Source organism: Pseudomonas sp. P179 (genome assembly GCF_000478485.2).
Classification (GTDB): Bacteria; Pseudomonadota; Gammaproteobacteria; order Pseudomonadales; family Pseudomonadaceae; genus Pseudomonas; species Pseudomonas aeruginosa.
The window spans coordinates 3,084,028-3,108,961 of sequence record NZ_KI517354.1; the positions used below are offsets into that span (position 1 = coordinate 3,084,028).

The window sequence follows — 24,934 nt, forward strand, 5'->3', positions numbered from 1 at the left end:
GGCCCGGAACGCCGCGGACGGTGGAGGAAGGAAAGGGAATCAGGCCTGCGGCTTGAGCACGCCGGGCAGTTGGGCTTCCAGCTTGGCGTTGTTCAGCGGCGCGCGGATGAAGCCGTGCTGCTCGCCGTCCGGGCCGATGATCACCAGGTTGCCGCTGTGGTCGACGGTGTAGTTGGGCTTGCTGGTGTCGGCGGGGATGTAGGGGATGCTCATGGCGTTGGCCAGCTTCTGGATGTTCTCCGGAGTGCCGGTGAGCCCCTGGAAGCCGGCGTTGAAGTAGCCCAGGTATTGCTTGATCTGCTGCGGCGTGTCGCGGTTCGGATCGACGCTGACGAATACCACCTGCAGGTCGTCGCGCACCTCCTGCGGCAGCTTGCCCTGCAATTCGCGGAGCTGGGCGAGGGTGGTCGGGCAGACATCGGGGCAGAAGGTGTAGCCGAAGAACAGCAGGTGCCAGCGACCCTTGAGACTGGCAGTGCTGACCGCCTGGCCGTCCTGGTTGGTGAACTCCAGCGCCGGCACCTTGCGCGTCTGCGGCAGGATCACGATGCCGGCGTCGAGCAGCACGGTGGGATCGGCCTGGCGCTGGGCGGTGAGCACCTTGTGCACGGTGAGGCCGAGGACCAGGGCGACCAGGGCGACGAGGACGAGGACGGTCTTGTTGACTCGAGTCATGGGTGGGCAAGGCTCTAGAGTGGGATCAGAGAAGCAGCTTCAGCGGCAGATAGTGGTCCACCAGCAGCGCCATGAACAGCAGGAACAGGTAGACGATAGAGTACTTGAAGGTCTTTATCGCCGCATGTGGCCGGCTGTCACAGTAGAGCGCCCAGGCCCAGTCGAGGAAGCGCGCGCCCAGGGCCAGGGCGCAGAGCAGGTAGACCAGCCCGCTCATGTGGATGACGAACGGCATCAGGCTCACCGCGAACAGCACCAGGGTATAGAGCAGGATGTGCAGCTTGGTGTAGCGCTCGCCGTGGGTCACCGGCAACATCGGGATGTCGGCCTTGGCGTATTCGTCCTTGCGGTGGATGCAGAGCGCCCAGAAATGCGGTGGGGTCCAGGCGAAGATGATCAGTACCAGCAACAGCGGCTCGGCGCTCAGGTGGCCGGTGATGGCGACCCAGCCGAGCAGCGGCGGCGCCGCCCCGGCGAGCCCGCCGATGACGATGTTCTGCGGCGTGGCGCGCTTCAGGAAGCCGGTGTAGAGCGCCGCGTAGCCGAGCAGCGAGGCGAGGGTCAGCCAGGCCGTCAGCGGGTTGGTGAAGGCCAGCAGCACGGCCATCCCGGCCAGCGCCAGGAGCAGCGCGAAGCCCAGCGCCATGCTCGGCGACACCCGGCCCTCGGCCAGCGGCCGCTTGTGGGTCCGCGCCATGATCGAGTCGATGCGCCGGTCCACCACATGGTTGACCGCCGCCGCCGCGCCGGCACAAAGGCCGATGCCGAGGTTGCCGAAGATCAGCACCTGCCAGGGCACGAAGCCATCCAGCGGCGCCTTGGTGGCGAGCAGCATGCCGATCAGCGAGGTGATCAGCATCAGCACCACGACCTTGGGCTTGGTCAGTTCGAGGAAGTCGCGCCAGGTCGGCTGGCTGTGGCGATCGATGACGGTGGCCATATCCTTACCTCCATCCTTCTGTCTGTCAGGCGGCCTTCAGCCGCGAACCTTGCGCCGGCGGCAGCGTGCGGCGCACGCGCTGCGGCGACGGTGCCGGCGCGCGGACGCTGGCCGGCGCGCGCAGGCGATAGTTGACCAGCACCAGGCTGAGCAGCAGCAGGGCGCCACCGCCGTTGTGCGCCACCGCCACCGGCAGCGGCAGGTGCAGCAGCACGTTGCTGATGCCCAGGCCGATCTGCAGCGACAGGCCGAGCAGCATCAGCGCGGTCGGCCAGACCAGGCCGCTGCGCTGCAGGCGCCAGGCGAGCAGCAGGAGGACCAGGGTCACGCACAGCGCTCCGATCCGGTGGGTCATGTGGATCGCCGTGCGCGCGTCGCTGTCGAGCTGGCCGCCGAGGTAGTTGGGGCCGATGTGCTGGGTCAGGTGGAAGCCGTTGGCGAAGTCCATCCGCGGCCACCACTCGCCATGGCAGGTGGGCAGGTCGATGCAGGCCACCGCCGCATAGTTGCTGCTGACCCAGCCGCCGAGGGCGATCTGGCCGATCACCAGGAGCAGGGCCAGCCCCGCCAGTCCGCGGGTCGCCGCCGGGTAGCGCCGCGCCGCGAAGCGTCCGGAGAGGCGCAGGGCGAGGAGAAAGAGCAGCGCCAGGGTGGTGAAGCCGCCGAGCAGATGGGCGGTGACCACCTGCGGCCAGAGCTTGAGGGTCACCGTCCACATGCCGAAGGCGGCCTGCGCGATTACCACCGCGAGCAGCAGCAGCGGCAGCTTCAGCGGTTGGCCGTCGCGCCCGCGGCGGACCAGCGCATGCAACGCCAGGCCAAGGATGAGCAGGCCGAGGGCGCCGGCGAAATAGCGGTGGATCATCTCGTTCCAGCCCTTCTGTGCCTCCACCGGGGCGTCGGGGAAGTGCAGTTCGGCGTGGGCCAGTTGCGCCTCGCTCAGCGGCACGTGGACGAAGCCGTAGCAGCCTGGCCAGTCCGGACAGCCGAGGCCGGCGTGGGTCAGCCGGGTATAGGCGCCGAGCAGGACCACCACGGCGGCCAGCAGGGTCGCCAGCACGGCGACGGTGAAACCGGGTTTGCGGGTTGCGCCTGTCATTTGCGGGCCCCTTTTTCTTGTCGTTCTGTCCTCATCGGGCCGGGAACCGCGCCGGCCACGCCGATCAACCGATATGCGAGAGCTTGAGCAGCAGTTGCACGTCCTTCAGCAGCTTCTTGCCGTTGGCCTTGGCGTCGTAGCGCAGCACCAGGTTGCCGTGCGGGTCGACCACCCACAGCAGCGGCCGCTCGCCGCCGCCGGCCTTGTCGTACAGGGCCGGGTCCAGGCCGTAGCGCTGCAGGCGCGGGTAGTCCTGCCTCACCAGGTTGGCGAAGTCCGCCGGCAGCTCGCCACTGGCGGCCAGGGCGTGGCCGGCGCGCGAGGCTTCGCGGCCGAGGGCGATGTTGACCTGGCGGGCCAGGTAGACCAGTTGCTGGCAGTCCTCGCCGCAAGTACCCGGCGCGGTCACCAGCAGTTGCCACTGCTCGCCCTGGCTGCGTCCCTGCACGCCGAGGTCGGCGGGGGTCTGGCCGTTGCCGATCAGCGCGCCGCTGTAGCTGCGCCCCTGCGGAACCCAGAAATTCCATTTGTACATGGCGCTGGCGAGCAGCATCGGCCCCACCACCAGGCCGATGATCGCCAGCAGTTGCAGGCGGCCACGGGCGCGGCGCGGACGTTCAGGCATCGGAATCGCGAGACTCATGGTTTTTCTCCCGTGCGCGGCGCACACCGAGGTAGAGGTAGAGGGCGAGCAGGGCCGTCGCCAGGGCGAACCACTGCACGGCGTAGCCGGTGTGCCGCTCCGGCGGCATCGAGACCAGGGGCCAATCGGTGTCGAAGCTGGCGTCGCCCGGCTCCAGGCGGATTTCCCAGGGCAGCCCGGCGCGACCGAAGGCCTGCCACAGCGCCGGGATGTCGAGCTGGGTCACCAGGCGCGGCCAGCCGCCGGCCGGCGCGTCGGCCAGGTGCAGGCCGCCGGGTGGCGGCAGGTAGGTCCAGGCGTCGAGCAGGAGGACGCGGTCGGGGGTTTCCAGCGTCGGCGGCGAACGTCGGTCAGTCCATGCGACCCAGCCGCGGTTGACCAGCAGCCAGAGGCCGCTGGCCTGGTCGTAGAAGGGTTGCAGCACCTCGACCCCGGCCTGTCCGTTGCGCAGCCGGTTATCCAGCAGCAGCGTATGCCGCTCGTCGAAGCGGCCGTGCAGGCGCACGCGGACGTACGCCGGGTCGCGCAGTCCCTCTAGCTGCCCAGGCGACACCGGCTCGGCGCCGCGCCGGGCCTCGTAGCTGGCCAGCAGGGCGCGCTTCTCGTCGGCCCGCTGCAACTGCCAGGTGCCCAGCCAGAGCAGCACCGGCAGCAGGCCGAGGACCACCAGGGTCGGCAGCAGGCCGGGGCGGAACGCGCCACGCATGCTGCGTCTGTCATTGCGTCCGGCCTCCCCGAGGCGCTGGCTATACTGCATGAATCCCCCCATCGCCGGAGTCCCACCATGTTGAAAGTGGCGATCGTCCTGCTACTGCTGGCTACCCTGGTGAGCCTGTTCAGCGGCCTGTTCTTCCTGGTCAAGGACCAGGGCCATGGTTCCCGCGTGGTCAATTCGCTGACCGTCCGCGTGGTGCTCGCCGCGGCGACCCTGGTGCTGGTCGCCTGGGGCTTCTACAGCGGCGAGCTGAACAGCCACGCGCCCTGGCATTTCTGATTCCCCCGGTGGCGGTCAGATCACGTAGACGAAGATGAACAGGCCGATCCAGACCACGTCGACGAAGTGCCAGTACCAACTGGCGGCCTCGAAGCCGAAGTGGTGCTCGGCATCGAAGTGACCGCGCAGGATGCGGATCAGCATGATGCCGAGGATCAGCGCGCCGAGGGTCACGTGGGCGCCGTGGAAGCCGGTGAGCATGAAGAAGGTCGAGCCGTAGATGCCGGCGCCGAGGGTCAGGCCCAGCTCGTTGTAGGCGTGCACGTACTCCTCGGCCTGCAGGATCAGGAAGGCGATCCCCAGCAGCACGGTCAGCGCCAGCCAGGCCCTGAGCGGGCCGCGCTTGTTCTTCTTCAGGGCGTGGTGGGCGAAGGTCACGGTGAAGCTGGAGGTGACCAGCAGGATGGTGTTGATCAGCGGCAGCTTCCACGGCTCGATCACCGCGCTCGGCGGCGGGAACAGCTTCGGGTCCGGGGTCTGCAGCAGCGGCCAGCTGTACTGGAAGTTCGGCCAGAGCATGTGCGCCACGCCCTTGGCACCCTCGCCGCCGAGCCAGGGACCGGCGAAGTGGCGGACGTAGAACAGCGCGCCGAAGAAGGCGGCGAAGAACATCACCTCGGAGAAGATGAACCAGCTCATGCCCCAGCGGAACGAGCGGTCCATCTGTGCGCTGTAGAGTCCGGCGCGGCTCTCGCGGATGACGTTGCCGAACCAGCCGAACAGCATGTAGGCGATGATCAGCCCGCCGACGAAGAAGATCCACGGGCCATGGGACTCCTTGTGGCCGGCGGTGAGGTCGTTGAACCAGGTACCCAGGCCGAACACCGTCACCAGCAGGCCGATGCTGGCGATGATCGGCCACTTGCTCTGGGCGGGGACGTAATAGTGTTCGTGGCTTGCCATGTTGTTCTCCTTATCGTCCCGCAACCGGTACGGGCGGCTTCCGCGCAGTGATATCGAAGAGGGTGTAGGCCAGCGTCACGTGCCGCACATCCTTGGGCAGATCGCGGTCGACGATGAAGCGCACCGGCATCTCGATGCTCTCGCCGGGTTGCAGCACCTGCTGGGTGAAACAGAAGCATTCGGTCTTGTGGAAGTAGGCGGCGGCCTCGGCCGGGGCGATGCTCGGGATGGCCTGCGCAGTCATCGGCTTGTCGCTCGGGTTGCGCGCGTAGAACACCATCTGGTTCACCGCGCCGGGATGCACCACCAACTGGTCGCCGGCGGAGCGGAACTCCCAGACCATGTCGATATTGTTCGAGGTCATGAACTGCACCTTCACCTCGCGCCCGACATCCACCTGCTGTTCGCCGCTGTAGGCGCTGCCGGCGGTCTTGCCGTTGATCCCCAGGGCGCGGCACATCACGTCATAGAGCGGCACCAGGGCGAAGCCGAAGGCGAACATCAGCACGGTCACCAGCAGCAGGCGGCCGACCAGGCGGCGGGTATCGACCTTGGCATCGCTCATGACGCGCTCCTCACTTGACCTCGGGCGGGGTGCTGAAGGTGTGGTAGGGCGCCGGCGAGGGGATGCTCCACTCCAGGCCCTCGGCGCCGTCCCAGGGCTTGGCAGGGGCCGGCTTGCCGCCGCGGATGCACTTGATGACGATGAACAGGAACAGCAGCTGGGTGGTGCCGAACATGAAGGCGCCGATCGACGAAACCATGTTGAAGTCGGCGAACTGCAGGTTGTAGTCGGGGATCCGTCGCGGCATGCCGGCGAGGCCGACGAAGTGCATCGGGAAGAACGCCAGGTTCATGCCGATGAAGCTCATCCAGAAGTGCAGCTTGCCGAGGGTCTCGTCGTACATGTGGCCGGTCCACTTCGGCAGCCAGTAGTAAGCCGAGGCGAAGATGCCGAAGATCGCGCCGGGCACCAGCACGTAGTGGAAGTGGGCGACCACGAAGTAGGTGTCGTGGTACTGGAAGTCCGCCGGGGCGATCGCCAGCATCAGTCCGGAGAAGCCGCCGATGGTGAACAGGATGACGAAGGCCACGGCGAACAGCATCGGCGTCTCGAAGGTCAGCGAACCCTCCCACATGGTGGTCACCCAGTTGAACACCTTCACCCCGGTGGGCACCGCGATCAGCATGGTGGCGTACATGAAGAACAGCTCGCCGGTGACCGGGATGCCGACCACGAACATGTGGTGCGCCCAGACCACGAAGGAGAGGAAAGCGATGCTGGCGGTGGCGTAGACCATCGAGGTGTAGCCGAACAGCGGCTTGCGCGCGAAGGTCGGGATGATCGCACTGACCGCACCGAAGGCGGGCAGGATCATGATGTACACCTCGGGGTGGCCGAAGAACCAGAACACGTGCTGGAACAGCACCGGGTCGCCGCCGCCGGCGGCGCTGAAGAAGCTGGTGCCGAAGTGGATGTCCATCAGCATCATGGTCACCACGCCGGCCAGCACAGGCATCACCGCGATCAGCAGGAACGCGGTGATCAGCCAGGTCCAGACGAACAGCGGCATCTTCATCAGGGTCATGCCCGGGGCGCGCAGGTTGAGGATGGTGGCGATCACGTTGATCGCGCCCATGATCGAGCTGATCCCGGCCAGGTGGATGGCGAAGATGAAGAAGGTCACGCTGTGCGGGGCGAAGGTGGTCGACAGCGGCGCATAGAAGGTCCAGCCGAAGTTGGGGCCGCCGCCGGGCATGAACAGGGTGCTGACCAGCAGGCCGAAGGCCGCCGGCAGCAGCCAGAAGCTGAAGTTGTTCATCCGCGGCAGGGCCATGTCCGGCGCGCCGATCATCAGCGGGATCATCCAGTTGGCCAGGCCGACGAAGGCCGGCATCACCGCGCCGAAGACCATGATCAGGCCGTGCATGGTGGTCATCTGGTTGAAGAACGCCGGCTCGACGATCTGCAGGCCGGGCTGGAACAGCTCGGCGCGGATCACCATGGCCATCGAGCCGCCGAGCAGGAACATCATGAAGCTGAACCACAGGTAGAGGGTGCCGATGTCCTTGTGGTTGGTCGTCAGCACCCAGCGCATCAGGCCCTTGGCCGGTCCGTGGTGGTGGTCGCCGGCATGGTGGTCGGGCGTATCGATCACAGCACTCATGGCGGTCTCCTATTGTTGTTTCTGCTTGTAGGCGACGACGTCTTTCGGGGTGACCATGTCGCCATCGTCGTTGCCCCAGGCGTTGCGCTCGTAGGTGATCACCGCGGCCAGGTCGACCTCGTTGAGCTGCTTGCCGAAGGCCGCCATGGCGGTGCCGGGCACGCCGTTGAAGACCACTTCCAGGTGGTGCTCCTTGGGCCCGGTGACGATCTTCGAACCCTTCAGCGCCGGGAACATCGGCGGCATGCCCTGGCCTTCGGCCTGGTGGCAGGCGGCGCAGATGGTGTGGTAGACCTTGTCGCCGCGCGCGACCAACTCTTCCTTGGTCCACTCCTTGCTGGTCAGTTCCTTGACCTTCGCCGCCTCTTCCTTGCGCTTGGCCAGCCACTGGTCGAACTCGGCCTTGGGCTTGACGTCGACCACGATCGGCATGAAGCCGTGGTCCTTGCCGCACAGCTCGGCGCACTGGCCACGATAGATGCCGGGCTCGTCGACCTTGGTCCAGGCCTCGTTGACGAAGCCGGGGATGGCGTCGCGCTTGACCGCGAAGGCCGGCACCCACCAGGAATGGATCACGTCGCTGGAGGTGATCAGGAAGCGCACCTTGGTGCCCACCGGCAGCACCAGCGGCTCGTCCACCTCCAGCAGGTAATGCTCGTCCTTCGCCTGCCGGTTGTGGATCTGGTCCTGCGGGGTGGCCAGGTTGCTGAAGTACTCGACGTCCTGGCCCAGGTACTTGTACTGCCACTTCCACTGGTAGCCGGTGACCTGCACGTCCAGCTCCGGCTCGGAAGTGTCGTAGATGTGGATCAGGGTGCGGGTGGCGGGCACCGCCATCACCACCAGGATCACGAACGGCACCACCGTCCAGAGGATTTCCACCGTGGTGCTCTCGTGGAAGTGCGCCGGCTGCTGGCCGGTGGAGCGGCGGTGGACGATCATCGACCAGAACATCGCGCCGAAGACCAGCACGCCGATCACCACGCAGATCCAGAAGATGGTCATGTGCAGGTCGAAGACGGACCGGCTCACCTCGGTAGCGCCCGGGGCCATGTTGACCGTCCAGGCGGCATTCGCCTGGCTGATCGCCGAGAGCAAAAGGAAGCCCATCCAGACTCGTGGATGTCGCAGCATTCGGGTTCCCCTTATCGTTGTTTTTATCCCGCCGGCAGACGCCAACGGCCAAGGGGTGGACCGCCAAGACAACGAACTTTGACCGTCGCACCTCGGCACACAGCAAGGCAGGCCGGGTTCATCAGGTTCAGCATTCGAGTGGGAGTATAGACAGCGGCTGCGACATAACAACGCAGCGTAAAAACGTCGCTGGAAAGTGCCGATTCTTCTCTAAAAGCCGCGAGCGGCGTGGCTTTGCAGGCGAATGGTGGCCGCCTGATATATCATCCTCGCATAACCACGAAGCGATTATGACAATCGCGTCTTAGCCGGCGCGCGCCGCCGGCTATGTTTCTCCTCTTCTTCACCATCCCCGTTGTATGGGAGACCCCATGAACACCGCTGCCCTCCGTGAACTCATCCAGCAGGCGCACCTCAGCGAAGCCCGCCACGGTTACCTGGCTGATCTGATAGCCAGCCGCCTGCCCCGCCTGCATCGCACCATCCAGCCGCAAGGCGAGAACACGGAAGACATACTCACCCGCTTCGTCCACGCCTACGTCGAACAGGTACCGGACCTGCTCGACGCCGCCAACAGCGTGGCCCGCGAAGCCGGCATCGAGGAACGGATCAAGCCGGTGCTGAAGGTCGCCGAGCAGTTCTTCCTCACCCCGCCGGCGTTGCTCGCCGGCCACGACGGCCTCGACGCCCTGCTCGACGAAGCCTACCTGGCGCACCGCCTGGTGGAAGAAGTGAACGACCGCTACATCGCCCACTTCGGCCAGGCACTGATCCCACTGGACACCACCGTAGCCAACCTGGTGGCCCACCAGTTGATCGGCGAGCCCTTCGCCAACCGGCTGGACGAAGCCGTCCACCATGCGGTGGAGAACATGCTCGACGCCACCACCTTCGACGCCGACTCGGCCCGCGCCTACCGCGAGAACCTGAAGAACCCGCGGGTGGTCGCCGCCTGGCAGCAGTGGCCGTGCCTGTCGAAGCAGCTCGGGGTGGAACTCAGCCTGGGCTGACCGCCCCGCCATTGCGCGCGCCGCCCAACCCGACGCTGCCGCGCAGGCGCCCTTCCAGGCGACGCTTCAAGGCGCGCGGTTCGATCACCAGGCGCGAGCCCTGCACCGGTGCCATCCGCCCCCAATCCTCGAGCAGCTCCATGCAGGCATGGTCGACATAGCTGAGGTTATCCATCGGTACGTGCAGGGTGGTCCCCGGCTTGACCTCGTCGAGCACCCGCGACAGCGCCGGCACCTTGAGGAAAGTCGCGGCGCCGCTCAGGCGCAGCTCGGCTTCATGCTCGCCGGTGTAGCGCAGGGCGATCTTCAGCCGCGCCGCTTTCAGCACCAGCTTCAGCAGGGTCAGGGCGAAGCCCACCAGCACGCCGGTCAGCAGGTCGGTGAAGACGATGGCCAGGGCGGTGGCCGCGTACACCAGCATCGGCATCCGGCCGTAGCGAGAGAGGTTGCCGAGGGCCTTGAAATCGACCAGCTTGACCCCGGTATAGACCAGCACCCCGGCCAGGCTCGCCACCGGAATCTGCCGCAGCAGGCTGCCGAGCAGGAGGACGAAGGCGAGCAACCAGAGGCCGTGGAAGATCGCCGAGGCGCGGGTTCGCGCACCGGCGTTGACGTTGGCCGAGCTGCGCACGATCACCCCGGTCATCGGCAGCGCGCCGAGCAGGCCGCAGAGCATGTTGCCGACACCCTGGGCGGACAACTCGCGATCCATGTCCGAGCGCGGGCCGTCGTGCAGGCGATCCACCGCCGCCGCCGAGAGCAGGGTCTCCGCACTGGCGATGAAGGCCACCACCACCGCCGCCAGCAGCAGGGAGGGATCGGCCAGGGCCAGCAGGTCGGCCGGGCGTAGCCAGTCGATGGCCTCGCCGAGGTTGGCCGGTACCTCGACCCGCCGCACGTCCAGCGCCAGCCAGAGGCTGGCCAGGGTCGCCAGGCTCACGCCGAGCAGCGCGCCGGGTAGGAAGCGCAGGCGTTGCGGACGCAGCTTGTCCCAGCCCCACATCACCGCGATGGTGCCCAGCCCGAGCAGCGCCGCGTCGAGGCCGCTGTCCATGCCCAGCGAACCGAGCGCGGCGAACGCCGCCTGGGGGAATGCCAGCAGGTTGTCGAGGCCGGACACCTTGGGCGCCAGGTCGAGCATCACGTGCAATTGCGAAAGGACGATGAGGATGCCGATGCCGGCGAGCATCCCGTATACCACCGCCGGCGAGGTGACCCGGAACCAGCAGCCCAGGCGCAGCCGCCCGGCGAGCAGCTGGATGGCGCCGGCGAGCAGCAGGATCGGCCCGAGCATGGCCACCCCGTAGGTACGCACCAGTTCGAAGACCAGCACCGCGAGGCCGGCCGCCGGGCCGCTGACCTGTAGCGGCGAGCCGGCCAGGAAGCCGACCACCAGGCCACCGACGATGCCGGTGAGCAGGCCCTTGGCCGGCGGCATCCCGGAGGCGATGGCGATGCCCATGCACAGCGGCAGGGCGACGAGGAACACCACCACGGAGGCCATCAGGTCCCGCGGCAACGTGTCCCGGAGGGACGGAAACACCTTTGAAACATGCATGGCACAGTTCTCCTGCGAATTTTTTCCACGACGAGGGAGCGACGCCAGGACCAGGCCCGGCGCCGGTTGTGTGTGCGCAGTGTGTTTTTTCTTGTAATAGCGACCCGTTCAGCCCCGGAACGGGGCTTCCCAGAGGTCGTCCATGGCAGGAACGGCGAAAGGTGACGCGAAAACGCTGTTGTTATCCGGCGGCCCGCACGGCCGCCGCTATCACGAGTTCAGGTAGCGCGGCGCGGGCGTGGCCATCGGCACCGGATGCTCGCCGTCGAGGGGCAGGAAGCGACCCTGCTTGGCGTCGTAGGCGCGGATCTGCGCACTCTCGATGTCGTACACCCAGCCGTGGATGAACAGTTGCCCGCTGGCCAGGCGCGAGGCCACCGAGGGGTGGGTGCGCAGGTGATCGAGCTGGGCCACCACGTTCTCTTCGGTGAGCACCCCGAGGGTGTCGTGGCTGGCGCCGCAGTCGCAGTTGTCCGCCACCACCGTGCGTGCCACCTCGGCGTGCCGCAGCCAGGCCTTGACCGTCGGCATGCGTTCCAGGGTCTGCGGGTCGAGCACGGCGCGCATCGCCCCGCAGTCGGAGTGGCCGCAGACGATGATGTGGTGCACGCCCAGCGCCAGCACAGCGTATTCGATGGCGGTGGAGACGCCACCGTTCATCTGCCCGTAGGGCGGCACCACGTTGCCGACGTTGCGGGTGACGAACAGGTCGCCGGGGGAACTCTGGGTGATCAGCTCGGGAACGATGCGCGAATCCGCGCAGGTGATGAACATCGCCCGCGGCCGCTGGCTATTGGCGAGCTTCTTGAACAGCGCCTGCTGCTCGGGAAAGACCTCCCGGCGGAAATGCTGGAATCCATCGACAATCCTTTTCAATGCATCGTCAGCGCTTTCCTGCTCTGGAGAATCGGACTTAACGCCCCGCATACGGTCTGGCATGGTTCGGAACCTCGATGAGTGGATCGATTGAATTTTCCCACGTCTGCCGACGCTTTCCCCATAGGAAAAAGGCACAACAAACGCAGAGCGACCTACGTGACCGATCGGTCACTTCTGGTGCTCAACGCTAATGCCCGAAGCTTAACCATAAATTAAAAAATCCCTCTATCTCGCACGTTGTCAGCTTTTTTCACGATATTTCCAGAGGATGTCGACAGGCTATCATGGCAAACGAGTGGCATTTCCATTCGCCCCGCATAAGTGGTGAAAGGTTTCAGTCAACCGGTTGGCTACGTGCAGGGAAATTCGTCGAATGGGAAAACCCGGCGCACCGCGCCAGCGGCCATGACCTGGCCGCCCGGTGCCAGCCAGCTATCAGAACAGGTCCAGTTGGCGGCGCACCGGCGCACCGGTGGGGAACAGCGGCAGGTTCGGCACGAAGCGCGCCAGCAGGCACGCCGCAGCCATTCGCTGGCGTTGCTGGCCGTCGCGCAGGACCTGGCGGCAGTGCGCCTCGCCCAGAGGTTCGCCGAGCAGGTAGGCGCGCCCGGCGACGAAGCGCGCACCGTGGTCCCGCCACCAGGCGGTAACCCGTGCCGCGTCCGGCCAGGTGAGGTTCTCATCGTCGTCGAGGGCGACGTCTTCGTCGTCGGGATCGTCGTTGGGGCCAGGGTCGTAGTCGGGCAAGGCCTCCAGCTCCAGGTCGAGCAGCGCCAGGTCGGCGCCGGTGATCAGGCTGAAGGCCTCGCCGGCGACCCGCGCCAGACTCTCGTCGCGCATCTGCTGGATCAGCCAGGGCACCGCCACCGGATCGCCGAACAGGCCGGTGGCCTGGATGCCGATCCGCCGCGTGTCCGCCGCCTGCATCAGTTGGCGAATCCAGGCCATGCTGGTGTCGCGCGGCTGCCAGGCGAGCAGCACCATGGTCGCCGGCAGCTGGAACGGGCCGGGCTGCCCGGCGAACGCACGCAATGGCCCCAACGCCTCCTCGTCGCCCATCTGCGCGGTGGCCCAGTTGGCCCAGAAGCGCAGGCTCGGGTCATCGTGGGCGCGATAGGCGCGAATATTCGCCATCAGGTCGCGCCGACGCAGCTCGCCGGCGGTGCGCGCGGCGCGCGCCAGCACCGCCGGGTCGGCGTGGCCAAGGGCGGACAGCAGCGCCGGCCCCGGGTCATGCCGGTGCATGCCGCAGGCGGCCAGGCCAATGGCGCGGAACAGCGGCTCGGGCGAGGCCAGCAGGCGCTCCACCCAGGGCCGCGCCTGGTCCCAGTCGAGCCAGCCGAGGGCTGCGGCGAAACCGCGCCGGGCTTCCGGAGACGCCGCAAGACAAGCGCGCATCCGGCCGATCAACGCATCGTCTCCTGCCTGCATGGCCAGCACCGCGAGGGCGAACGCCTCGCCCTGGGCGTGCGCGTCGAGTTGCTCGAGCAGGGCGTCATGGCCGGCCTGGCCGGCGATCGCCAAGCCGTCCAGGTGCGCCTCGATGCGCTGATCGAGCTCGGCGAGCTCCTCCAGGTCGTAATGGGGCGCACGCACGGCGTAGTCGCGGAGCAGGGCAAGGAAGGCGGCTTCCTCGGCGTGCTGGTCGACGATCGCTGCGATGCTCAATCTATGCGCGTCCATTGCTGGCCGTCGAAGCTGAAGATGTCTTTCGCGGCGATGCTCCACAACACGCCGTCGGCAGCGCTAAGGTGGAAGCAGCGTTGGGGTTGCTCATCACCGAAGTCCACCTCCTTGAGATGGCCACCGACCAGCGTATAGACCGCCGTTGCGCTCGACACGTAGAGTGCGCCGTCGAACCACGCGAGGCTCCACAAGTCTTCATCGACATCGTCCTGGGCGATGATCTCCCAGTGGTCGTTGCGTCCACGCAGCAGCGTTCCCGCCTGTCCACAGGCGTAAACCGAGCCATCTTCCGCGCAGCAGATCGCCGTCAGGATCAAGTTCGTCGGGCTCTCCCGGGGCTGCCAGCGCTTGCCGTCGTACTGCCAGATCTCCCCGTCCCAGCCGACGGCATAGATTTCCCTGGCACCGAAGCCGCCGATGGCCTCGAATCCGACCACCGCTTCGCTGCCTGCCGGAGGCCGAGCGCCGCTGTCGATGGCACGCCAGTCGTTCTCGTCGAAGCGCCGGTAGACCTGTCGATCCATCCCGCAGGCATAGGCCACCCCGTCGATACAGGCAACGCCGCGCATATTGCCCCGGCCACCGATGGCATCGTCGCCGTCGGGCAACTGCTCTTCATGGATGTCGCCGGAGCCCATGCAGAATACCTGGCCCCGAGCGCCCAGAAACAATGCTTGTTCCACTGGCTCGTGCACTACCGTGGCCGACACGATCTCCCAGGGCAGCATGTCGTCATCCTCGCCAGCAACACACCAGGTTCCGCAGTCCCACTCCGTGACATAGCTGTGCGCTATGTTCTGCTCCTGGATCTCGTCGGATACCGAGGCCACGTACGCCAGGTCCTGATAGCGGACGACGCCGGTGATGTTCGAGAAAATCGGCGAGAGTTTCTTCAACATTTCAATCTCCTGTAACGGTCACTAGCGGACTCGACTCCTCGTGGCGCCAAGACGCGCATTGCGGGTCTTTATCGCCTGCGTCGCAGCCGTGACGTCGGTCTGGCCGGTTTCAACGGCCTTGATGGGTGTTCTGGCGTTGATTCCGCACTGCTTGTGATAGTTGTCGAGCTGAGCGGACAGACATTCCTTCGAGCATTTCGACTGCGGAAAGACCTTGCCCATGGCAGCCATGGATTGACGTTTCGCCGTTCCGTAGGTGGTCTTCTTCGCGGAGATGGAGCTGCCATTGGACAATTGCAGGGTTCCACTGCGCGACTTCGCGGCGGCGGCGCTCTGGAACGTGTGCATGAGGCCGTGGGTACCCACGTTCTGATTGACGCCCTCCGCGCAGACGCAAGGAGCCTTGTTCTCCGAATAGTTGGATATCCCCTTGAGGGGTACCGAGCCTTTTCCACCACGTCCCTTGTCGTGCAAGGCGCTGGCCTCGATCAGGTGGTGAGCGGTCTGCTGCGGGCAGCAACTGTTCGGCTTGTACGGTTGCAGGGCACACCGGCGCGCGGTCAGGCATTTTCGGGCAGCGACCTTGTCTGCCAGTCGGTCAGCTTCGTTGCTGGTCTTCTTGCCGGAAGGCTTGCCCGCGCCAAGGCCAGCGCAGGCATCCTTGCTGCCATGCGGCTTGAAGTCAGCGCAATCCTTCTTCTCCTTCTTCACTTCATTGCTGCACGGTCCACCACCAGCATCGACGGTGGCCTGGTCGAGGTAGGGCCAGACCGGCGTATTGCCAGGAAAGGACGCGTGGTTGTGGGTGGTCAGGTCGAGGTGGCGAACCACGTTCTTGCTTTCGAACTTGACGTTCATCGACCAGGAGGTGAAGTACACCTTGCCCTTGATCTTGCTGGTGACGATGCCCTTCTTCGGCGCCCGCCCCGGCTCGTCGCCGTAGCTGGTCTTGTAGTAGCTCTTGTTCTTCAGCATCACCTCCTTGCGGGTGATGCGAATGGTCCGGGTGCCTTTGGTGGTGTCCTTGGACAGGCCGGTATTGGGGTAGGGGATCGGTACCCCCAACGGCGTCGGCGGCGCCTGCGGCGGGGTGAAGCAGACATCCGGGAAGGCCGCGATGGACTTGCCGCTCGCCGCCTTGCAGGAGATCTCCATGTTGTTGGCGTACACCTCGTTGGCCATCAGGCAGCCCTCACCCGTCGATAGCTGAGCAGCGCGGCGGCGCGTTCGCCGGCGTCGTTGCCCAGGTGGCAGAACACGTTCGGCCCGTCGCCGTAGCCCTTGCGCGAAGCGGCCAGGGCCACGGCGAGCAACGCCGGGCCGATGGCGGCGCCGCATTCGCCGATGCAGTCGGCGGGGTGCCAGAGGTCGAACTTCGGCTTGAGCACGCGCAGGTTGCGACTCAGGGTCAGCGAGGCCTCCTTGAAGTAGTACTGCTCGCCGGAAATGTCGGTGAGCCGGTAGTCCATCTGCTCCAGGCCGCAGCCAGCCTCGGCGAGGGCGGCGCGCACGGCCTGGCTCAGGCCGTCGGCGCGCAGCGGCAGGTCCTCGCTCTCCACCGTGGCCTTCTCGACGCCGAAGCCGAGGCCGATGCAAAGCAACTGCGGCGCCTCCTCGTGGAGCGGCGCGGCGACCAGCACGGCGGCGGCGCCCTCGCCGGGAATGAAGCCGTTGGAGTTCTGGCTGGTCAGCAGCCGCTCGCGGGCCTCGTAGGCGGCCAGGGTCGGGCCGCTGACGAAGGAGTCGACGCCGGCCACCAGGACCTGCCGGCAGCCGCCCTGGATCAGCTTGCGCGCGTTGAGCAGGGCCACCGCGCCACCGACCCGGCCACGGGCGATGAGTGCCGAGGAGGGATGGAAGCGTCGTCCCAGCTCGCCTTCCAGGTCACGCAGGAAAGACTCGTCGAGCCCCGTGCAGCGTCCGGGACGGTCGCCCTCGGCGACGCAGAGCAGCAGCGGCAGCTCCGTGCAATCGAGATCGGGCTGGCCGCGCAAGGCCTCGTCGATGGCTCGCGCAGCCATCTTCAGCAGCTTGGCGCGGCCGCGCCAGGGCTGCTCCAGCGGCACGCTGGCGGCAAGCAACCATTCGCCGCCCTGGTCGATGAAACGGGTTTCCTGGAAGTTGTCCAGGGCGCAGCGGATCGCCGCGCAGCTGGCCGGCGCGCTGAGACCGACCGCGCTGACCATGCCGGAGGCGACGATGCTCAGGGCCTGGCTCATGCCTCGTCCTCCTCGGCCTGGCGACTGCGTGCCAACGCGGCAAGCGAGGGGTAGTAGTCCTTGCCCAGCTCGCGGGCGCGCCACCAGGCGGCGGACTTGCTGCCGACCAGCACCTGGGCGATCTCGAACAGGTTGCGCTTCAACGGTCGGCGAATGCGCCAGGTGACTTCCACGCGACGGGCGTCGCAGTCCACCAGCAGGGTATCGATCCGTGCCTGCGCGGTTTCGTGGCCACCCTTTTTCAGGAAGAAGGTCACCGGGACCTCCCTGCGCGGCACGCGGAAGGCCGCGCGCTCCTCGCCGGTGAGGTTGAGCAGCAGGACCTCCTCGCCGCCGCGCAGATGGTCGGTCCACTGGTCGGCCGGCGCGGACTGGAAGTAGCGCTCGTCGAAGTCGGTGGGCAGGAACGGGAAGCGCTCGGCCAGCCAGGCGTCGTCGTAGCGGCCGGCGAAGCCGACCCGGGCCTGCCAGTGGCGGCCGAGCGGGCCGAGCGCCATCGGCGTGAAGCGGCCGTGGGGGCTGTCCACCGGCTCGCCGAGCTTTTCCGTGGCCGGCATCGGCGTGCCGACGATCTCGGCGGTGTCGGCGCTGCGCGGAAACCAGCCACATCCGGCCGGATTGGCCATGTAGCAATCCATGAAACCGGGGTTGTCCGGCGAGGCATGGCTGCCGCCGAAGGCACTGGCGTAGGAAATGTCCTGGCTCTGGAACGGCTGCGCGACGCCCGCGCCGGCACCGAGCAATCCCGGTTCCCACTGGCGCGGCCCATGCACCGCCAGCGCCTTGCTCACCCGGCCGACGCGGATGCCCGCGGTCAACTGCTGTACCGGCCGCCCGCCGGGCGCCTGGGCGCTGCCCAGCACCAGCACATCGCAGAACGGCTTGAAGGGAACGAACTCGCACTCCCGGCGCGGCGCGGAAAACCCCGGCTCGCCATAGAATTCATCGACCATCAGCAGCGTCTGCTGCTCGTCCAGCAGGCGCGCCTCGCGACCGTCCAGCGGCAGGTCGAAACTGCCCTTGGCGATCACCACCAGCGACTCCCGGCCTTCGGCGTCGAGCCCCTGGTTGTAGGCGGCGGCCAGCGGGGTGGCGTTCAACAGTTCCATGTCGGGCCCGCCGCGCTCAGTTGATCTGCACCGAACCGCCCTTGATCCGGTTGACCCCGGTGGAGCGGCTGGAAAGATAGGCGCCACGGATGATCACCTTGCCGGCGCGGGTCAGGGTGATGCTGGCCTTGCCACAACGCAGGACGATCTCACGTTCGGCACTGAACTCCAGGCGCTCGCCGTCCAGTTGCGCCAGCGCTTCCTGCGGCAGGCGCTGGATGCGGCCGATCAGCAGCGGCTGGCGCGGATCGCCGGCGACGAACATCAGCGCTACCTGGGCGCCGATGTCGGCGCGACTGAGCTGGGTGGTAGTGGCCGCCGCCAGGCCGTGCTCGCTCGGGCAACCGGGATAGGCGACCACCGGAGCGGCGGCGTCCGGCACGTCGAGGAGGACGCCGATGACCACGCCGTCCAGGCGCGCGGGAAGGGCCGTCGTAGCCCCGGGTAGATGGATCTCGACACTCATGCGCTGACTCCCTGGCTCTGCGCCGCTTCAGTTCTGGAGGATCTTGCGTCCCTTCACCACCACGTTCTTGTCGGCCTTGACGTTGATCGCCCCGGATCCGTCGATGGTGATGTTCTTGCCGCTGATGACGATGCTGCCGTCCTTCTTCATGCGGATGCTGGCGGCACCGGTGACCAGGGTGATCGAGTCGCCGGCGTTGAGCGTGAAGCTCTTGCCCACGTCCAGGCTATCGTCCTTGCCCACCGAGGTATCGCGGCCCTGGCCGACGCTGCGCGACTCGTTCTTGCCGATGCTGGTGCTCTGGTTGCCGCCTATGTCGATGGTCTCGTTGGCGCCCACCGACTCGCTGCGGTCGGCGCCGATGCTGATCGTCTCGTTGTTGCCCACCGACTCGCTACGGTTCGCGCCGATGCTGATGGTCTCGTCGTTGCCGACGTCCTCGGTGCGATTGGCACCGATGCTGATCTTCTCGTTGCTGCCGACCTTCTCGGTGCGGTCGACGCCGATACTGATCTTCTCGTTGTTGCCGACCTTCTCGGTGCGGTCGACGCCGATGGTTATGGTCTCGTTGTTGTCCACGGTCTCGGTGCGATCGTGCTTCACGTGCACGGTCTCGTCGTGGTCGATGGTCTTGGTCCGGTCGTGGCCGACCCAGTGGGTCTCGTCGTTCTCGACCTCGATGTCCTGGTTCCTCTCGGCATGGATGAACAACTGCTCGGCGCCCTTCTTGTCCTCCATGCGGATCTCGTTGAAGTTGGCCGGCGTGCCGCCCTTGCTCGAACGGCTCTTCATCCCGCTCTGGGTGGCGTTCGCCGGCAGCTCGTAGGGCACCGTCTGCTCGGCGTTGTAGACCCGCCCGGTGATGATCGGCCGGTCCGGGTCGCCTTCGAGGAAGCTGACGATCACTTCCTGGCCGATCCGCGGGATCTGGATCGAGCCCCAGTTCTTCCCCGCCCAGGCCTGGGAGACGCGCATCCAGCAGGAGCTGTTCTCGTTGGACTGGTCGTGGCGGTCCCAGTGGAAATGCACCTTGACCCGGCCGTACTGGTCGGTCCAGATCTCCTCGCCCTTGGGCCCGACCACCACCGCAGTCTGCGGGCCACGGACGATCGGCAGCGGAGTGGTCGGCAAGGGGCGGTAGGCCTGGCCGGCATCGATGCAGTCCAGCTCGCTTTCGAACTGCGCGCCGACCCCGCCGCCGCCGGTCTCGTAGAGTTCCTGGACCACCCGGTACTCGGCGCCGACCACCAGGTACTCGCGGTTCTGGTCCTCGCGCGGGTAGCCGCTGAGCTTGAACAGGTGGCCCGAACCCAGGCCGCGGGCGCGGCCGCGCAGGCGCACCCGTTCGTAGCGCGCCTGCAAGGCTTCGATACGGGTCCGCGCGTACTGCTCGCCGTCCTGGCTCTGCACGTATTCGCCGGGGTAGTCGTACAGCGGGTAGTCGGCCGCCGCGTGCGAGCGGGCGATGTTCGAACGCACCTCCAGGCGCGCGCCGGGACGCTGGAAGTCGTAGTCGTTGAGGCTCAGTGAGCCGGACTGCACCTCGCGCGCCATGTGCCAGTCGTAGAAATGGTCGCGCTCGCGCTGTTCCAGGGTCGGCGGGTAGTAGGGCACGCTGGCGTAGTTCGGTGGGCTCTGGTGCGCGCCGTAGGCGTCGGAGAGCACCAGGATGTGGCGGCTCTGCTCGTGGCGGAACCAGTAGTAGATGCCTTCCTGCTCCATCAGCCGGCTGACGAAGTCGAAACTGGTCTCGCGGTACTGCACGCAGTATTCCCACTCGCGGTAGGAGCGGCTCAGGGCGTCCTCGAAGTCGGAGAAGCCGAGGTCGCGGAACACCTGCTTGATGATGTCCGGGACCTTCTGGTTCTGGAAGATGCGGCAGTCGGAGGTGCGCGTCAGCAGCCACAGCCAGGGCCGCAGGGTGACCTGGTAGCTGGCGAACTGGCCGTTGCCGGATCCCTGGCTGCAAGCGGCGACGATGCCGTGGAAATGCCGCCGGCTGCCGTCGTGCAGTTCCAGCGCCAGGCTGGCCGGCTTGCCCAGCAGCCCGTCGAGTGGCAGGTCGGGGTTTTCCGAGATCAGTTCCAGCTCGTAGGCGAACGGCCGGCCGAGCTCTTCGCGACCCTCCATTCGCTGCAATTGCAGGACCTCCGCGCCGAGCGGACTGTCGACCCGGACCAGGCGGGTCTGTTGCGCAAGTGCCATGAAATCATCCTTGATCCACGTCCATCACTGGCGCCGTTGGAGCGGCGCCACCCAAGCAGCATAGGCGCGGATGCGGTGGAAAGGGGAGATGCGTGACACAGATTCCGACGAGCGCCCCGACCGACGGCGAACAGGCAGAAGGCCATCACGAAAGGCCGCTTCGGGCCAGGAAAGCCTTGATTCGCGAGCAACATTCCGTAAAGCTTTTGTCCAGCAATGACTCACTCAGAATCCTAGGGAAGGGGTTAACACAGTGACGCTCTATCGCCTCCACGAAGCCGATCTCGAGATTCCCGATGCCTGGCAGGACCAGAGCATCAACATCTTCAAGCTCCCCGCCAGCGGCCCCGCCCGCGAAGCCAGTTTCGTCATCAGCCGCGACGCCAGCCAGGGCGACGCGCCGTTCGCCGACTATGTCGCCCGCCAACTGGAGAATGCCGAGAAGCAATTGCCCGGCTTCAAGCTGCACAAGCGCTGGGACATCAACATCCACGGCCACGCCGCCGTGCTCCTCGACTACCAGTGGCAGCGCGAGGGCCGCGACCTGATGCTGCGCCAGGTATTCATCGAGCGCCGCCCGGCGGTGCTGATCACCACCCTGACCACCACCCCGGCTGACCTGCCGCACCACGAGCCGGCCTGGAAGCAGGCGATGCAGACCCTGGTCCCGCGCCCGACCCCTAGCTGACCCGAGTACCGACGCATGGATGCGCAAGCCGCCGCCCGACTGGGCGATGAGATAGCCCACGGTTTCGGTGTCGCCGCGATGGTCGCCGGAGCCGTGGCCGGAGCCCTGATCGGCGCCGCCGTGGTCGCCGCCACCGCCGCCACCGGCGGCCTGGCCGCGGTGATCCTGGCCGGCTCGATCGCCGCCGGCGGGCTGTCGATGTTCCAGATCGTCAAGGGCCTGACCACCATCTTCGAGCTACCCGAGCCGACCACCGGGGTGCTCATACGCGGCAGCTTCAACGTCTACGTGAACAGTCGCAACGCGATGCGCGCCGGCGACGACGTCTCCGCCACCTGCAGCGGCCTGCCGCTGAACCATCCGCTGTGGCCGTTCCCGGTGCTGATCGCCGAAGGCAGCGCCACCGTGTACATCAACGGCAAGCCGGCGGCGCGCCTGCAGAGCAAGATGGTCTGCGGCGCACACATCAAGACCGGCAGCCAGGACACCTTCATCGGCGGCCCCACCGAGCGGGTGGCCTTCGTCCTCGACCTGGAGGAATGGTTGCACACCGGCCTCGAGGCGCTGGGCCTGGCGGCCCTTGCCGGCGGCCTGCTGCTGGCGGCGATGGCCGGGGTCGCGGCGCTGGCCGGCTTCGTCGCCATCGGCGGGCTGATGATGGGCGGCATGGCCCTGCTCGGCGACCTCGGCGACCGCCTCGGTCCCGGCTACCGCGACCTGTTCCAGGGCGTGGCGGGGATGGCATTGCTGGGCTTCGGGCCGAAACTCGCCGGTCGTCGTCCGGCAGCGGTGACCTCCGAAACCGCGCAACGACGCGCCTACCTGAACAACAAGTTCGGTCGTTCCGGCAACCTCGACCACGACATCAACTACCGCGGGAATCGTGAAACCGCCGCCAAGTTCTTCAAGTCGAAGGACATCGATCCTGCCGATGCCGAGTCGTACATGAACGGCCTGGACTTCAACCATCCGGTCCGTGTGGAAACCCTCGCGCCCGGCAAGAACCTGTGGCAGTACCAGTCCCCCGGAGCGCCGCAGGGCAACTGGTATACACTCAGCCCGCGCGTGCAGCCCACGGAGCTGGGAATCAACCCCATGGGCACCAACCGGGCGGCGAACACCATCGAACCCAAGGTCCTCAACTCCTACAGGACGACCCAGAAGGTCGAGGTCCTGCGCAGCACCGCTGCGCCGACCGATGACTTCTGGTCGGTAAAGGGACAGTCATATCCCGCCAAAGGCGGCGCGCAACAACTGTTCTCCAACGAGAAAGGCTCCTTCGGTCTGCTTCCCCGGGAGGGATCATGACACCCATCGAATACATCGACCGCGCTCTGGCGCTGGTCGTCGACCGGCTGGCCCGCTATCCGGGATACGAGGTCCTGCTGTCCGCGGAAAAGCAATTGCAGTACATCAGGTCCGTCCTGCTCGACCGCAGCCTGGATCGTTCCGCACTGCACCGGTTGACCCTCGGCAGCATCGCCGTGAAGGAATTCGACGAAACCGACCCGGAACTCTCCAGGGCCCTCAAGGACGCCTACTACGTCGGTATACGCACTGGCCGCGGCCTGAAAGTCGATCTGCCCTGAGCGCAACACCATCGGTCTTGAGCGACCGCCGCTTCTGCCTGGCGAGGACATGCGCGAATCGTCAAGGCTCCCGCGGCGTCCCGCCCAAGGGCGGGCAGCCAGGATGCCGCCGCCTCAGCCCTTCGCCGGCGGCGGAAACATCGCCTGTACCTGGCCGTCGATGGTGCCCTGCACGCCCTTGCCCTTGGCGTCGACCTCGCTGGCGCCGCCGGAATTGAGGTCGAGGCGGCCGCCGGTGTCGATGTTGCCGTTGCCGCTGGCGTAGAGGTTGAAGGCGCTGCCGGAGATATTGATGGTGCCGTCGGCGTTGAACTCCACCACGCTCTTGCCGCAGACCAGGCGGATCTGTGCGCCGGCCTCGATCAGGTAGGTGCCGGTGACGCTGTCGCTCTTCGCCCCGCCCACCAACAGGGTGTCGTTGAGCTTCACCGCGCGGGTGCGGTTGTTGCCGATGCGCGCCAGCTCGTCGTGGCCGATGCTCTTGTTGCGGTCGTGGCCGACCGACAGCGAGGCATCGTTCTCGACCAGGTTGTCCTGGTTGCGCTCGGCGTGGATGTATAACTGCTCGGCGCCCTTCTTGTCCTCCATGCGGATCTCGTTGAAGTTGGCCGGCGTGCCGCCCTTGCTCGAACGGCTCTTCATCCCGCTCTGGGTGGCGTTCGCCGGCAGCTCGTAGGGCACCGTCTGCTCGGCGTTGTAGACCCGCCCGGTGATGATCGGCCGGTCCGGGTCGCCTTCGAGGAAGCTGACGATCACTTCCTGGCCGATCCGCGGGATCTGCATCGAACCCCAGTTCTTCCCGGCCCAGGCCTGGGACACGCGAATCCAGCAGGAGCTGTTCTCGTTCGACTGGTCGTGGCGATCCCAGTGGAAGTGCACCTTGACCCGGCCGTACTGGTCGGTCCAGATCTCCTCGCCCTTGGGTCCGACCACCACCGCGGTCTGCGGACCCCGCACCACCGGTACCGGAGTCTGCGGCAGGAGACGGAACGACTGGCTGGCGTCGATGCAGTCCAGCTCGCTCTCGAACTGCGAGCCGGCGCCGCCGCTGCCGGTTTCGTAGAGTTCCTGGACCACCCGGTATTCGGCGCCGACCACCAGGTACTCGCGGTTCTGGTCATCGCGCGGATAGCCGCTCAGGCGGAACAGGTGCCCGGCGCCGATCCCGCGCACCACGCCGCGCAGGCGCACGCGCTCGTGCTGCGCCTGGATCGCCTCGATGCGGTTGCGCGCGTACTGCTCGCCGTCCTGGCTCTGCACGTATTCGCCGGGATAGTCGTACAGCGGGTAGTCGGCCGCCGCGTGCGGCCGGGCGATGTTCGAACGCACCTCCAGGCGCGCGCCGGGGCGCTGGAAGTCGTAGTCGTTGAGGGTCAGCGAACCGGGCTGGACCTCGCGTGCCATCTGCCAGTCGAAGAAGTGGTCGCGCTCGCGATGGCCGAGGGTCGGCGGGTAGTACGGCACGCTGGCGTAGCCACCCGGGCTGCGATGCGCGCCGTAGGCGTCGGAGAGCACCAGGATGTGGCGCTTCTGCTCATGGCGGAACCAGTAGTAGATGCCTTCCTGTTCCATCAGCCGGCTGATGAAGTCGAAGCTGGTCTCGCGGTACTGCACGCAGTATTCCCACTCGCGGTAGGGGCGCGTGAGGGCATCCTCGAAATCGGAAAAGCCGAGGTCGCGGAACACCTGCTTGACGATCTCCGGCACGCTCTGGTTCTGGAAGATGCGGCAGTCCGAGGTGCGCGTCAGCAGCCACGGCCAGGGCCGCAGGGTGGCCTGGTAGCCGGCGAACTGGCCGTGCCCGGCCACCTGGCTACAGCGCGCGACGATGCCGTGAAAGAAGCGCCGGCTGCCGCCGGGCAGCTCCAGCGACAGGCTCATCGGCTTGCCGAGCAACTGCTCCAGCGGCAGGTTGGGATTTTCCGATACCAGGTGCAGCTCGTAGGCGAACAGCCGTCCCAGTTCCTCGCGTCCCTCCATGCGCTGCAACAGCAGCACGTCCGGCCCCAGCGGGCAATCCACCTGGACCAGGCGGGTCAGTTGCATCAATCCCATCGACGGTTCCTTCTA

At 66.7% G+C, this 24,934-nt stretch carries 24 protein-coding genes; 5 read left to right on the plus strand and 19 right to left on the minus strand.

Annotation, left to right across the window (positions count from 1 at the left end):
* Positions 1 to 39: 39 nt before the first annotated feature.
* The 5 genes from senC to HMPREF1224_RS26855 all read right to left on the minus strand — a co-directional run bounded on the left by senC (position 40) and on the right by HMPREF1224_RS26855 (position 4,126).
* On the minus strand, positions 40 to 675 hold the full coding sequence (gene senC / locus HMPREF1224_RS26835; RefSeq protein WP_003083748.1) for a cytochrome c oxidase copper chaperone SenC: 636 nt from the start codon (positions 673 to 675) through the stop codon (positions 40 to 42).
* A gap of 25 nt (positions 676 to 700) precedes the next feature.
* The gene (cyoE, locus tag HMPREF1224_RS26840; RefSeq protein WP_003083746.1) at positions 701 to 1,615 is read right to left on the minus strand and encodes a heme o synthase; all 915 of its coding nucleotides are present in this window, start codon (positions 1,613 to 1,615) and stop codon (positions 701 to 703) included.
* A 25-nt stretch (positions 1,616 to 1,640) separates the two neighbouring features.
* Positions 1,641 to 2,714 (minus strand): COX15/CtaA family protein, encoded by a 1,074-nt coding sequence (locus tag HMPREF1224_RS26845; RefSeq protein WP_003117203.1) that lies wholly within the window; start codon positions 2,712 to 2,714, stop codon positions 1,641 to 1,643.
* 64 nt (positions 2,715 to 2,778) lie between these two features.
* Positions 2,779 to 3,357, minus strand: a complete 579-nt coding sequence (locus HMPREF1224_RS26850; protein WP_003101218.1) for a hypothetical protein — start codon at positions 3,355 to 3,357, stop codon at positions 2,779 to 2,781.
* On the minus strand, positions 3,332 to 4,126 hold the full coding sequence (locus HMPREF1224_RS26855) for an SURF1 family protein (RefSeq protein ID WP_003119510.1): 795 nt from the start codon (positions 4,124 to 4,126) through the stop codon (positions 3,332 to 3,334). The genes HMPREF1224_RS26850 and HMPREF1224_RS26855 overlap by 26 nt, the downstream gene beginning before the upstream one ends.
* Before the next feature lie 15 nt (positions 4,127 to 4,141).
* Between HMPREF1224_RS26855 and HMPREF1224_RS26860 the strand changes: the two genes are divergently transcribed.
* Positions 4,142 to 4,351, plus strand: a complete 210-nt coding sequence (locus HMPREF1224_RS26860) for a twin transmembrane helix small protein (protein ID WP_003101213.1) — start codon at positions 4,142 to 4,144, stop codon at positions 4,349 to 4,351.
* A 15-nt stretch (positions 4,352 to 4,366) separates the two neighbouring features.
* On the opposite strand, the gene HMPREF1224_RS26865 is transcribed toward HMPREF1224_RS26860, so the two are convergent.
* Genes HMPREF1224_RS26865 through coxB form a run of 4 tightly spaced genes read right to left on the minus strand, consistent with a single transcriptional unit; the run spans position 4,367 to position 8,556 of the window.
* On the minus strand, positions 4,367 to 5,254 hold the full coding sequence (locus tag HMPREF1224_RS26865) for a cytochrome c oxidase subunit 3 (RefSeq protein WP_010793582.1): 888 nt from the start codon (positions 5,252 to 5,254) through the stop codon (positions 4,367 to 4,369).
* 10 nt (positions 5,255 to 5,264) lie between these two features.
* On the minus strand, positions 5,265 to 5,819 hold the full coding sequence (locus HMPREF1224_RS26870; RefSeq protein ID WP_003083725.1) for a cytochrome c oxidase assembly protein: 555 nt from the start codon (positions 5,817 to 5,819) through the stop codon (positions 5,265 to 5,267).
* A gap of 10 nt (positions 5,820 to 5,829) precedes the next feature.
* Positions 5,830 to 7,422 (minus strand): cytochrome c oxidase subunit I, encoded by a 1,593-nt coding sequence (gene ctaD, locus HMPREF1224_RS26875; protein WP_003083723.1) that lies wholly within the window; start codon positions 7,420 to 7,422, stop codon positions 5,830 to 5,832.
* A 9-nt stretch (positions 7,423 to 7,431) separates the two neighbouring features.
* Positions 7,432 to 8,556 carry a cytochrome c oxidase subunit II gene (gene coxB, locus HMPREF1224_RS26880; RefSeq protein WP_003101203.1) on the minus strand — a complete coding sequence of 375 codons (1,125 nt, stop codon included), beginning with the start codon at positions 8,554 to 8,556 and terminating at the stop codon, positions 7,432 to 7,434.
* Between the two features lie 371 nt (positions 8,557 to 8,927).
* Between coxB and HMPREF1224_RS26885 the strand changes: the two genes are divergently transcribed.
* Positions 8,928 to 9,566: a hypothetical protein gene (locus HMPREF1224_RS26885; RefSeq protein ID WP_003161047.1), complete on the plus strand. Its 639-nt coding sequence runs from the start codon at positions 8,928 to 8,930 to the stop codon at positions 9,564 to 9,566.
* On the opposite strand, the gene HMPREF1224_RS26890 is transcribed toward HMPREF1224_RS26885, so the two are convergent.
* The 9 genes from HMPREF1224_RS26890 to vgrG1b form a co-directional block, all read right to left on the minus strand.
* Complete coding sequence (locus HMPREF1224_RS26890) at positions 9,553 to 11,124, minus strand: SulP family inorganic anion transporter (RefSeq protein ID WP_010793583.1); 1,572 nt, start codon at positions 11,122 to 11,124, stop codon at positions 9,553 to 9,555. The genes HMPREF1224_RS26885 and HMPREF1224_RS26890 overlap by 14 nt on opposite strands.
* Before the next feature lie 210 nt (positions 11,125 to 11,334).
* Positions 11,335 to 12,063, minus strand: coding sequence for a carbonic anhydrase (locus tag HMPREF1224_RS26895; RefSeq protein WP_003083701.1), 729 nt, complete (start codon positions 12,061 to 12,063; stop codon positions 11,335 to 11,337).
* 375 nt (positions 12,064 to 12,438) lie between these two features.
* Positions 12,439 to 13,686, minus strand: a complete 1,248-nt coding sequence (locus HMPREF1224_RS26900; RefSeq protein ID WP_010793584.1) for a TIGR02270 family protein — start codon at positions 13,684 to 13,686, stop codon at positions 12,439 to 12,441.
* The gene (gene tsi7 / locus HMPREF1224_RS26905; RefSeq protein WP_003083699.1) at positions 13,668 to 14,588 is read right to left on the minus strand and encodes a type IV secretion system immunity protein Tsi7; all 921 of its coding nucleotides are present in this window, start codon (positions 14,586 to 14,588) and stop codon (positions 13,668 to 13,670) included. The genes HMPREF1224_RS26900 and tsi7 overlap by 19 nt, the downstream gene beginning before the upstream one ends.
* A gap of 21 nt (positions 14,589 to 14,609) precedes the next feature.
* Positions 14,610 to 15,770 carry a type VI secretion system effector Dnase Tse7 gene (gene tse7 / locus HMPREF1224_RS26910; protein WP_003083698.1) on the minus strand — a complete coding sequence of 387 codons (1,161 nt, stop codon included), beginning with the start codon at positions 15,768 to 15,770 and terminating at the stop codon, positions 14,610 to 14,612.
* Positions 15,770 to 16,807: a 3-oxoacyl-ACP synthase gene (locus tag HMPREF1224_RS26915; protein WP_010793585.1), complete on the minus strand. Its 1,038-nt coding sequence runs from the start codon at positions 16,805 to 16,807 to the stop codon at positions 15,770 to 15,772. The genes tse7 and HMPREF1224_RS26915 overlap by 1 nt, the downstream gene beginning before the upstream one ends.
* The gene (locus HMPREF1224_RS26920) at positions 16,804 to 17,916 is read right to left on the minus strand and encodes a DUF2169 family type VI secretion system accessory protein (protein ID WP_010793586.1); all 1,113 of its coding nucleotides are present in this window, start codon (positions 17,914 to 17,916) and stop codon (positions 16,804 to 16,806) included. The genes HMPREF1224_RS26915 and HMPREF1224_RS26920 overlap by 4 nt, the downstream gene beginning before the upstream one ends.
* A gap of 16 nt (positions 17,917 to 17,932) precedes the next feature.
* Positions 17,933 to 18,382: a DUF6484 domain-containing protein gene (locus HMPREF1224_RS26925; protein ID WP_003101196.1), complete on the minus strand. Its 450-nt coding sequence runs from the start codon at positions 18,380 to 18,382 to the stop codon at positions 17,933 to 17,935.
* 27 nt (positions 18,383 to 18,409) lie between these two features.
* Positions 18,410 to 20,587, minus strand: a complete 2,178-nt coding sequence (gene vgrG1b, locus HMPREF1224_RS26930) for a type VI secretion system spike protein VgrG1b (RefSeq protein ID WP_010793587.1) — start codon at positions 20,585 to 20,587, stop codon at positions 18,410 to 18,412.
* Between the two features lie 253 nt (positions 20,588 to 20,840).
* Between vgrG1b and eagT6 the strand changes: the two genes are divergently transcribed.
* From eagT6 to HMPREF1224_RS26945, 3 genes are read left to right on the plus strand one after another with little or no spacing between them, the layout of a single operon-like run.
* Entirely contained in the window at positions 20,841 to 21,275 is a 435-nt protein-coding gene (gene eagT6, locus HMPREF1224_RS26935; RefSeq protein WP_003083692.1) for a type VI secretion system effector EagT6, read from the plus strand.
* Positions 21,276 to 21,290: 15 nt separating this feature from the next.
* On the plus strand, positions 21,291 to 22,583 hold the full coding sequence (gene tse6, locus HMPREF1224_RS26940; protein WP_003104959.1) for an NAD(P)+ glycohydrolase Tse6: 1,293 nt from the start codon (positions 21,291 to 21,293) through the stop codon (positions 22,581 to 22,583).
* The gene (locus HMPREF1224_RS26945; RefSeq protein ID WP_003104961.1) at positions 22,580 to 22,864 is read left to right on the plus strand and encodes an immunity protein Tsi6 family protein; all 285 of its coding nucleotides are present in this window, start codon (positions 22,580 to 22,582) and stop codon (positions 22,862 to 22,864) included. The genes tse6 and HMPREF1224_RS26945 overlap by 4 nt, the downstream gene beginning before the upstream one ends.
* 114 nt (positions 22,865 to 22,978) lie before the next feature.
* Here the strand turns inward: HMPREF1224_RS26945 and vgrG1a are convergent, their stop codons facing one another.
* On the minus strand, positions 22,979 to 24,910 hold the full coding sequence (gene vgrG1a / locus HMPREF1224_RS26950) for a type VI secretion system spike protein VgrG1a (RefSeq protein WP_073652052.1): 1,932 nt from the start codon (positions 24,908 to 24,910) through the stop codon (positions 22,979 to 22,981).
* Positions 24,911 to 24,934 lie beyond the last annotated feature (24 nt).

What these genes read in the sequence shown, in the direction of transcription:
- HMPREF1224_RS26860 (WP_003101213.1), top strand. Translation starts at nt 4,142, where the DNA reads ATGTTGAAAGTGGCGATCGTCCTGCTACTGCTGGCTACCCTGGTGAGC.
- HMPREF1224_RS26895 (WP_003083701.1), bottom strand. Translation starts at nt 12,063, where the DNA reads ATGCCAGACCGTATGCGGGGCGTTAAGTCCGATTCTCCAGAGCAGGAA.
- tse7 (WP_003083698.1), bottom strand. Translation starts at nt 15,770, where the DNA reads ATGGCCAACGAGGTGTACGCCAACAACATGGAGATCTCCTGCAAGGCG.
- tse6 (WP_003104959.1), top strand. Translation starts at nt 21,291, where the DNA reads ATGGATGCGCAAGCCGCCGCCCGACTGGGCGATGAGATAGCCCACGGT.
- coxB (WP_003101203.1), bottom strand. Translation starts at nt 8,556, where the DNA reads ATGCTGCGACATCCACGAGTCTGGATGGGCTTCCTTTTGCTCTCGGCG.
- HMPREF1224_RS26890 (WP_010793583.1), bottom strand. Translation starts at nt 11,124, where the DNA reads ATGCATGTTTCAAAGGTGTTTCCGTCCCTCCGGGACACGTTGCCGCGG.
- HMPREF1224_RS26920 (WP_010793586.1), bottom strand. Translation starts at nt 17,916, where the DNA reads ATGGAACTGTTGAACGCCACCCCGCTGGCCGCCGCCTACAACCAGGGG.
- ctaD (WP_003083723.1), bottom strand. Translation starts at nt 7,422, where the DNA reads ATGAGTGCTGTGATCGATACGCCCGACCACCATGCCGGCGACCACCAC.
- cyoE (WP_003083746.1), bottom strand. Translation starts at nt 1,615, where the DNA reads ATGGCCACCGTCATCGATCGCCACAGCCAGCCGACCTGGCGCGACTTC.
- vgrG1b (WP_010793587.1), bottom strand. Translation starts at nt 20,587, where the DNA reads ATGGCACTTGCGCAACAGACCCGCCTGGTCCGGGTCGACAGTCCGCTC.
- tsi7 (WP_003083699.1), bottom strand. Translation starts at nt 14,588, where the DNA reads ATGTTGAAGAAACTCTCGCCGATTTTCTCGAACATCACCGGCGTCGTC.
- HMPREF1224_RS26870 (WP_003083725.1), bottom strand. Translation starts at nt 5,819, where the DNA reads ATGAGCGATGCCAAGGTCGATACCCGCCGCCTGGTCGGCCGCCTGCTG.
- HMPREF1224_RS26915 (WP_010793585.1), bottom strand. Translation starts at nt 16,807, where the DNA reads ATGAGCCAGGCCCTGAGCATCGTCGCCTCCGGCATGGTCAGCGCGGTC.
- HMPREF1224_RS26845 (WP_003117203.1), bottom strand. Translation starts at nt 2,714, where the DNA reads ATGACAGGCGCAACCCGCAAACCCGGTTTCACCGTCGCCGTGCTGGCG.
- HMPREF1224_RS26850 (WP_003101218.1), bottom strand. Translation starts at nt 3,357, where the DNA reads ATGAGTCTCGCGATTCCGATGCCTGAACGTCCGCGCCGCGCCCGTGGC.
- vgrG1a (WP_073652052.1), bottom strand. Translation starts at nt 24,910, where the DNA reads ATGCAACTGACCCGCCTGGTCCAGGTGGATTGCCCGCTGGGGCCGGAC.
- HMPREF1224_RS26855 (WP_003119510.1), bottom strand. Translation starts at nt 4,126, where the DNA reads ATGGGGGGATTCATGCAGTATAGCCAGCGCCTCGGGGAGGCCGGACGC.
- HMPREF1224_RS26865 (WP_010793582.1), bottom strand. Translation starts at nt 5,254, where the DNA reads ATGGCAAGCCACGAACACTATTACGTCCCCGCCCAGAGCAAGTGGCCG.
- HMPREF1224_RS26945 (WP_003104961.1), top strand. Translation starts at nt 22,580, where the DNA reads ATGACACCCATCGAATACATCGACCGCGCTCTGGCGCTGGTCGTCGAC.
- HMPREF1224_RS26925 (WP_003101196.1), bottom strand. Translation starts at nt 18,382, where the DNA reads ATGAGTGTCGAGATCCATCTACCCGGGGCTACGACGGCCCTTCCCGCG.
- HMPREF1224_RS26900 (WP_010793584.1), bottom strand. Translation starts at nt 13,686, where the DNA reads ATGGACGCGCATAGATTGAGCATCGCAGCGATCGTCGACCAGCACGCC.
- senC (WP_003083748.1), bottom strand. Translation starts at nt 675, where the DNA reads ATGACTCGAGTCAACAAGACCGTCCTCGTCCTCGTCGCCCTGGTCGCC.
- HMPREF1224_RS26885 (WP_003161047.1), top strand. Translation starts at nt 8,928, where the DNA reads ATGAACACCGCTGCCCTCCGTGAACTCATCCAGCAGGCGCACCTCAGC.